Source organism: Undibacterium sp. RuTC16W (assembly GCF_049339445.1).
Taxonomy (GTDB): Bacteria; Pseudomonadota; Gammaproteobacteria; order Burkholderiales; family Burkholderiaceae_D; genus Undibacterium.
In genome coordinates this window covers 1-299 of record NZ_JBMPPE010000109.1, presented here as the reverse complement: position 1 = coordinate 299, position 299 = coordinate 1, and the positions used below count along the sequence as shown (strand labels likewise).

Genomic DNA, 299 nt, shown 5'->3' with positions numbered 1-299 from the left:
CCCCAACGCTACTCGATGCTACGTGTGTATCCGGTCTATTGATCTCGCTGTCGGCTACCCGATCGGCAGGGAAAACCGCCAGCCAGCCGCGTCCTGTTTAGCTCTTACCTACCCGCGACACGCGGCAAGAGCGATCCTGTGATTGTGACCCCATTCCCACCCGCACAGGCACGGAGAAGGATGGAGTAGGCGGGGCTTAAGCCGCCAGAGCGTAGCTGTTGTCGTTCGCAGCTAGAGTTTGCAAATGGTTTAACGAGGGACTTGCACCTCGACACGCACTAGCAGTTTCGCTCCCCACG

At 58.9% G+C, this 299-nt stretch carries 1 other RNA gene; it reads right to left on the bottom strand.

The window, feature by feature from the left end:
* Window positions 1-8: 8 nt before the first annotated feature.
* Window positions 9-285: a transfer-messenger RNA gene (ssrA, locus tag ACO0K4_RS19715) on the bottom strand.
* Window positions 286-299 lie beyond the last annotated feature (14 nt).